General features: G+C 68.5%; 5 protein-coding genes and 1 pseudogene. 2 read left to right on the plus strand and 4 right to left on the minus strand.

What is annotated here, in order from left to right:
- Positions 1-219: pseudogene (locus Q2100_RS27630) on the plus strand (HNH endonuclease); the annotation flags it as partial.
- Here Q2100_RS27630 and coaE read toward each other — a convergent pair.
- Entirely contained in the window at positions 216-1,394 is a 1,179-nt protein-coding gene (gene coaE, locus Q2100_RS27635) for a dephospho-CoA kinase (RefSeq protein ID WP_302916613.1), read from the minus strand. The pseudogene Q2100_RS27630 and the gene coaE sit on opposite strands and share 4 nt — an antisense overlap.
- 136 nt (positions 1,395-1,530) lie before the next feature.
- On the minus strand, positions 1,531-2,976 hold the full coding sequence (rpsA, locus tag Q2100_RS27640) for a 30S ribosomal protein S1 (protein WP_264015247.1): 1,446 nt from the start codon (positions 2,974-2,976) through the stop codon (positions 1,531-1,533).
- Positions 2,977-3,146: 170 nt separating this feature from the next.
- Here rpsA and Q2100_RS27645 point away from each other — a divergent pair, with 170 nt between their 5' ends.
- Positions 3,147-4,322 (plus strand): PrsW family intramembrane metalloprotease, encoded by a 1,176-nt coding sequence (locus tag Q2100_RS27645; protein WP_302916614.1) that lies wholly within the window; start codon positions 3,147-3,149, stop codon positions 4,320-4,322.
- A 15-nt stretch (positions 4,323-4,337) separates the two neighbouring features.
- On the opposite strand, the gene polA is transcribed toward Q2100_RS27645, so the two are convergent.
- Both polA and Q2100_RS27655 read right to left on the minus strand, forming a co-directional pair.
- Positions 4,338-7,067 carry a DNA polymerase I gene (polA, locus tag Q2100_RS27650; RefSeq protein WP_302916615.1) on the minus strand — a complete coding sequence of 910 codons (2,730 nt, stop codon included), beginning with the start codon at positions 7,065-7,067 and terminating at the stop codon, positions 4,338-4,340.
- 10 nt (positions 7,068-7,077) lie between these two features.
- A partial coding sequence (locus Q2100_RS27655) for a LysR substrate-binding domain-containing protein (protein WP_302916616.1) occupies positions 7,078-7,389 on the minus strand: 312 nt, incomplete at its 5' end.

Genomic DNA, 7,389 nt, shown 5'->3' on the forward strand with positions numbered 1-7,389 from the left:
TTCAACGGCCTCGGCGAATGCGCGGCCTGCAACTACTTCAAAGAAGCCGACGGCTGGCAGGTCACCACCACCGAACGCGACCGCATCCACGGCGCAACGTTCACCACCCCCACCGGCGCCAGCTACCACTCCACCGCACCACCACCCCCGGGCACCGTCGAGATCTATGACAGCCACGTCGAACTCCACATCGCCATCGGGATCGCCAAAGCCGCCTAAGGCCGCCAGCCCGTGTCGTCGGCCCACGCGCAGGCACGTCGGTAGGCGTCGACGAACCACGGCTCCTTGGCGTCCGCGTAGTCCGCGGTGTTCGCCGGCGCTGCGGCCACCACCCGGCGTTTGAGTGCGAGGTACTCGTCGCGCGCCGACTCGTCCGCCCGCAGCCAGTCCCGGAACAGCAGCGCGAACCGCTGGTTGGGCCGGCCGTCGACACGCAGGTGCACATTGGTCGGCCGGCCGGGGTCGGCGGATGCGTGAACCCGCTTCTGCCACAGGGACGCATCGTCGGTGTGCGGGGTGTCCTCGGAGATGGCGGCGATCCGCGGATAACCCGCCGCCAGCAGTGCGTCGTGCAACTCGTCGGCGACGTCCAACGACGGGACGGTCACCTGCACGTCGATGACGTCCTTGGCGTCCAGGCCAGGTACCGCCGTCGAGCCGATGTGGTCGATGCGCACGGCGCGGTGCCCGCAGGCGGTGGCCAACCGGGCCAGGATGCGACCCGCCTGGTCCGGCCAGCCCGGGTCGGCGGGCACCAGCCGCGGCTGCGCCGTCGCGCTGCGTCCGGCGTCGACATTGGCCGCGAACGGGACAATCCGGTTGTGCCACAGGTCCCGCGCGCGGGCGACGAGGTCGTCGGCGGTGCCGGAGTTGTCCAGCCATACATCGGCGACGGCGCGGCGCTGTTCCTCCGTCGCCTGGGCGGCGATCCTGGCCCGCGCGTCGGCCTCGGTGAATCCGCGGTGTTCGATCAGCCGGGCCACCCGCAGGTCCTCGTCAGCGTGCACGATGATCACCAGCGGGAACATCGGCGCCATCTGCGACTCGACGAGCAGCGGGATGTCCTCGATGATCACCGCATCGGCGGGGGCGGCGGCGATGAGTTCCTCGCGTCGTCTGCCGACCAGCGGGTGCACGATCCCGTTGAGGGTCTTGCGCTTCTCGTCGTCGCTGAAGGCGACCGCCGCAAGTGCCGGGCGGTCGAGCGCACCGTCGGGCCGCAGGATCCCGTCGCCGAACGCCTCGACCAGCGCGGCCAGGCCCTCGGTTCCTGGCTCGACCACCTCACGCGCGATCACGTCGCCGTCGACGACGATCCCGCCCAGTTCGTCGAACGTCGACGACACCGTCGACTTTCCCGCACCGATTCCGCCGGTCAGTCCGATTCGCAGCACGGGGACAGTCTGTCAGGACCCCGCGAACTCAAGCGAAGCGACCGGAGCAATTCAGCCCCGGAGACGACCGACGCCCCGGCTCGAATGAGCCGGGGCGTCAGCCGTTCTGACAGGTCTGTCAGATCAGGCAGCTATATCAGGCGTTGCCTGCGAGCTTCTCCCGAAGCGCCGCGAGCTGGGCGTCGCTGGCGAGCGAACCGCCGGCCGACTCACCCTCGGAACGCGACGAACCGTTGGCCGATGCGGGCCGTGCGGCCTCCTCGGCCTCGGCAGCGGCGAACTTCTCCATCTGCGCGGTGTGCATCTTGTGCCTGCGCTCCGCCTCGGCGTAGCGGGACTCCCACTCCTCACGCTGCTTCTCGAAACCCTCGAGCCATTCGTTGGTCTCGGAGTCGAAGCCCTCGGGGAAGATGTAGTTGCCCTGGTCGTCGTAGCTGTCGGCCATGCCGTACTTCGACGGGTCGAACTCGTCGGTGTAGTCCTCGTTGGCCTGCTTGAGGCTCAGCGAGATCCGGCGACGCTCCAGGTCGATGTCGATGACCTTGACCATCGCGTCGTCGCCGACCTGGACCACCTGGTCCGGGACCTCGACGTGACGCTCGGACAGCTCTGAGATGTGCACCAGGCCCTCGATGCCCTCCTCGACGCGGACGAACGCACCGAACGGCACCAGCTTGGTGACCTTGCCCGGCACGATCTGACCGATCGCGTGGGTACGGGCGAAGTGGCGCCACGGATCTTCCTGAGTGGCCTTGAGCGACAGCGAAACCCGCTCGCGGTCCATGTCGACGTCGAGCACCTCGACGGTGACCTCGTCGCCCACCGTGACGACCTCGGACGGGTGGTCGATGTGCTTCCAGGACAGCTCGGAGACGTGCACCAGGCCGTCGACGCCGCCGAGGTCGACGAAGGCGCCGAAGTTGACGATCGACGACACGACACCCTTGCGGATGGCGCCCTTCTGCAGCTGGTTGAGGAACTCGCTGCGGACCTCGGACTGCGTCTGCTCGAGCCACGCGCGGCGGGACAGCACCACGTTGTTGCGGTTCTTGTCGAGCTCGATGATCTTGGCCTCGATCTCCTTGCCGATGTACGGCTGCAGATCGCGGACACGACGCATCTCCACCAGCGACGCGGGCAGGAAGCCGCGCAGACCGATGTCGAGGATCAGGCCGCCCTTGACGACCTCGATGACGGTGCCCTTGACGGCCTCGTCCTTCTCCTTGAGCTCCTCGATCGTGCCCCAGGCGCGCTCGTACTGAGCGCGCTTCTTGGACAGGATCAGGCGGCCTTCTTTGTCCTCCTTGGTGAGGACCAGGGCCTCCACCTCATCGCCGACGGACACAACCTCATTGGGGTCGACGTCGTGCTTGATGGAGAGTTCGCGGGAAGGAATGACACCTTCGGTCTTGTACCCGATGTCGAGCAAGACTTCGTCGCGATCGACCTTGACGATCGTCCCTTCGACGATGTCGCCATCGTTGAAGTATTTGATGGTCTTGTCGATGGCGGCGAGAAAATCCTCGGCCGAGCCGATATCGTTGACGGCTACTTGCGGCGAGGTGGCGACGGGACTTGGCATATTGTTGGGTTGCTCCGGACAGCTTAGGTAGTAGGGACTGTGAGTTGAGGACGTGCTGCACCCGCGATAGTGCACACAGGTGCCTATCGAGGCTACTCGACTAGGCGCACGCAGGACAAACCCGGGTCTGGCCTGCGGCCGTTCACTGAACATCTGGCTACGCTGCTGACGTGCATCCTGGGGCGCCCGCAAACCACCGGCCACCGTATTACCACGGTCTGCCGAAACGGATCCGCAAAGTCGGTGTGCCGATCGGCGTGATCATCCTGCTCGGCACCGTGGTCGGGCTGCTCGTGATCGGCATGACCGCGCTCAACCCCGTCGGCGCCGCGATCGGTTTCGTCATGTCGACCGTCGCCATCGCGGTCGTGGTGCTGGCCTACCTGTGGCTCGACCGCTGGGAGCCCGAGCCGCTGCGGCTGCTGATCTTCGCGTTCCTCTGGGGCGCCTCGATCGCGGTGGTGTTGTCGCTGGTGCTGGGAGCGATCTTCGAGGCGGTGCTCGACCCCGGCGGGGACGGGACCAGCGCGGTGTCGACATGGTTGGGCGCACCGCTGGTCGAAGAGGCGGCCAAGGGCGCGTTCCTGCTGCTCATGATGACCGGCAGACGGCGCAACGAGCTGAACTCGCTGACCGACTGCCTGGTGTACGCGGGCATCGTCGCCGCCGGCTTCACCTGGCTGGAGGACATCCTCTACATCTCGGCCGGCGAATCGTTGGGTGACTCGCTGGCCACGGCCGCGATGCGGCTGGTGATGGCGCCGTTCGCGCACTCGCTGTTCACCACGATGTTCGGGATCGGCGTGTACTACGCGCTGCACCGGCGCGGCGCGGGCGCCAAGTTCGGCTGCATCCTGCTCGGCTACGGCGCCGCGGTGTTCATGCACGCCCTGTGGAACGGCTCCTCGCTGCTGAGCTGGCAGTTCTACTTCGCGGTCTACCTGCTGTGGATGGTGCCGATCTTCGCGCTGGCGATCGCGCTCGGGGTGACGAGCCGGCGCAGGGAGCAGCAGATCGTCGCGGCGAAACTGCCCGGCATGCTGGCGGCCGGACTCGTCACACCGAACGAGGCGACCTGGCTGGGGTCGATCGGCGCCCGCAAGTCCGCGGTCACCGAGGCGTCCCGGCTCGGTGGCCGCGCCGCGGGCAAGGCGGTCAAGGACTTCGCCGCACAGGTCGTCGAGCTGGCGTTCGTGCGCGACCGCATCGACCGGGGCTTCGGCGATCCGCGGGTGTTCGCGCTGCAGAACGAGGAGGCCTACTGGGTCGGCGCCACGCGGGCGGGCGCACCGGTGCTGCACACGATGGCGGGCTACCGGGCGATGGGCGGCAGGCCCCGCCGCTGAGCAGCTGCCCGTCGCCTAGTGCGCGGCGGCGTCCCAACTGCGGCCGTATCCGACCGAGACCTCGAGCGGGACGTCGAGCGGATAGGCGCTGCCCATCTTCTCGCGCACCAGCTTTTCCACGGCGTCGCGCTCGCCCGGCGCCACCTCGAACAGCAGCTCGTCGTGCACCTGCAGCAACATCCGCGACGACAGCCCGGCTTCCTCCAGCGCCGCCGCGGTGTCGATCATCGCGACCTTGATGATGTCTGCGGCGCTGCCCTGAATCGGGGCGTTGAGCGCCGCCCGCTCCGCCGCCTCACGGACGTTGCGGTTGCTGCTGTCGAGTTCGGGCAGGTAGCGGCGACGGCCGAACACCGTCTCGGTGTAGCCGACCTTGCGGGCCTGATCGACGACGGACTGCAAGTAGTCGCGCACCCCGCCGAACCGCGAGAAGTACTGGTCCATCTGGACCTTCGCCTCCTCGGTCGAGATCTTGAGCTGAGCGGCCAGACCGTAGGCGCTCAGCCCGTAGGCAAGGCCGTAGGACATCGCCTTGACCCGCCGCCGCAGTTCGGCGGTGACCTCGTCGATGGGCACCGAGAACGCCCGGGATGCGACGAAGGAGTGCAGGTCCTCGCCGGTGCGGAACGCCTCGATCAGGCCGTCGTCCTTGGACAGATGCGCCATGATGCGCATCTCGATCTGGCTGTAGTCGGCCGTCATCAGCTCCGCGTAGCCCTCGCCGACGACGAAGGCGTCGCGGATCCGCCGGCCGGCCTCCGTGCGGATCGGGATGTTCTGCAGGTTCGGCTCCGTCGACGACAGCCGGCCGGTCGCGGCGATGGTCTGGTTGAACGTGGTGTGGATCCGCCCGTCGGAGGCCACCGAGTTCAGCAGCCCGTCGACGGTGACCTTCAGCCGCGTCGCGTCGCGGTGGGTCAGCAGGTGCTGCAGGAACGGATGCCCGGTCTTGTCGAACAGCGACTGCAGTGCGTCGGCGTCGGTGGTGTATCCGGTCTTGGTGCGTTTCGTCTTCGGCATCTCCAGCTCGTCGAACAGCACCGTCTGCAGCTGTTTGGGCGAGCCGAGATTGATCTGCTTGCCGATCACCTCGTACGCCGCCTCCGCGGCATCGCGGATCTGGTCGGCGAATTCGCTCTGCAGCTGCTGCAACTGGTCGAGGTCGACCGCGATACCGGCGTGCTCGAGGTCGGCCAGCACCCGCTGCACCGGCAGCTCCATCCGGCCGAGCAGCGACGAGGAGTCGATGCGGGCCAGTTCCTCGTCGAGCGCGTCCGCGAGGTCGAGCACCGCGACCGCGCGCAGGATCACCGTCTGGACGGCCTGGTCATCGACGCCGTCGGAATCGTCGAGCAGCGAGAGTTGTTGCTGCTCTGGGTTTTCCGCCCGCAGCTCACGGCGAAGGTACCGCAGTGACAGATCGTCGAGGGAGAAGCTGCGCTGTCCCGGGCGCACCAGGTAGGCCGCCAGCGCGGTGTCGGAGGTGACGCCCCGCAGCGTCCAGCCGCGCCCGGCCAGGTCGTGCATCGCCAGCTTGGCCTCGTGCAGCGCCTTCGGCGGCCCCGGGTCGGCGAGCCAGGACGCCAGGGCCGCCTCGTCCTCGGGATCGAGTGTCGCGGTGTCGATGTAGCGGCCCTCCCCGTCGGCCGCGACGATGGCCAGCGCGGTCGCGTCCGCGTCGTAAGCCAGATGGGTGCCGACGACGGCGAGGCCGAAGCGGTTGCCCAGGCTGTGCTCGGACAGCCAGGCCGCCAGCTCACCGGGTTCCAGGGCACGACCGTTGTAGTCGAACCCGTGCTCGACCTCGGGGTCGACCGAGGCGAGGGTCTCGAACAGCCGGTCGCGCAGTACCCGGAACTCGAGGTCGTCGAAGAGCCGGTGGATCTGGTCGCGGTCCCACGGCTGCATCCGCAGGGTGTCCGGGGTGTGGGCCAGCGGCACGTCCTTGACCAGGTCGGTCAGCTCACGGTTGAGCACCACGCTGGACAGGTTGGCCCGCAGGGCGTCGCCGACCTTGCCCTTGACCGTGTCCACCTGGTCGACCAGCGCCTGCAGCGATCCGTATTCGGCGATCCACTTGGTGGCCGTCTTCTCCCCCACGCCCGGGATGCCCGGCAGGTTGTCGCTGGGGTCCCCCCGCAATGCGGCGAAGTCCGGATACTGCGCGGGGGTCAGGCCGTACTTCTCCTGCACGGCCTCCGGGGTGAACCGGGTGAGCTCGCTGACCCCCTTGCGCGGGTACAGCACGGTGACGTTGTCACTGACGAGTTGCAGTGCGTCGCGGTCACCCGTGACCACCAGCACCCGGTGCCCCTCCGCCTCGGCCTGGGTGGCCAGGGTGGCGATGATGTCGTCCGCCTCGAACCCCGGCTCGGCCAGCACGGCGATGCCGAGCGCGACGAGCACCTCCTTGGCGATGTCGATCTGACCGCGGAACTCGTCGGGCGTCGACGAGCGACCGGCCTTGTACTCCGGATACTTCTCGACGCGGAAGGTCTGCCGCGACACGTCGAACGCGGCCGCGACATGGGACGGGCTCTCGTCGCGCAGCAGGTTGATCAGCATGGCGGTGAACCCGTAGACGGCGTTGGTGGTCAGGCCGCCCTGGGTCTTGAAGTTCTCGGCGGGCAGCGCGTAGAAGGCCCGGTACGCCAGCGAATTGCCGTCCAGCAGCATCAACGTCGGCCTGTCGTCCGTCGCGGCGGCGGCCTTCTTCTTGTCGGTGGCGGTACGGGCGGGGCTCACCCGCCTAACTCTAGGCACCGCCCCCGACACGCACGCGCTCCCGGGCCATGCCGACCAGGACGCGGGCCGCCGGGCTCATCGGACCACCGGCCCGCCATGCCAGCACCAGGCGGCCGCGCAGCTGCGGCGTGATCGCCACCGGGTGCACGTCGTCGCGGGACCGGGACACCGACTGCGGCACGATCGCGACCCCGAGCCCGCGTGCGGCCAGGTCGGCGAGCTCGACGGGCGTACTCGCCTCGAATGCGATCCGGGTGGCGACGCCCGCTGCCGTGCACGCCTCGTCCAGCCTGCGGCGGATGCCGGTGCCGGCCGGGAGCGC

Origin of the sequence: Mycolicibacterium arseniciresistens, from assembly GCF_030519285.1 — a bacterium.
GTDB lineage: Bacteria > Actinomycetota > Actinomycetes > Mycobacteriales > Mycobacteriaceae > Mycobacterium > Mycobacterium arseniciresistens.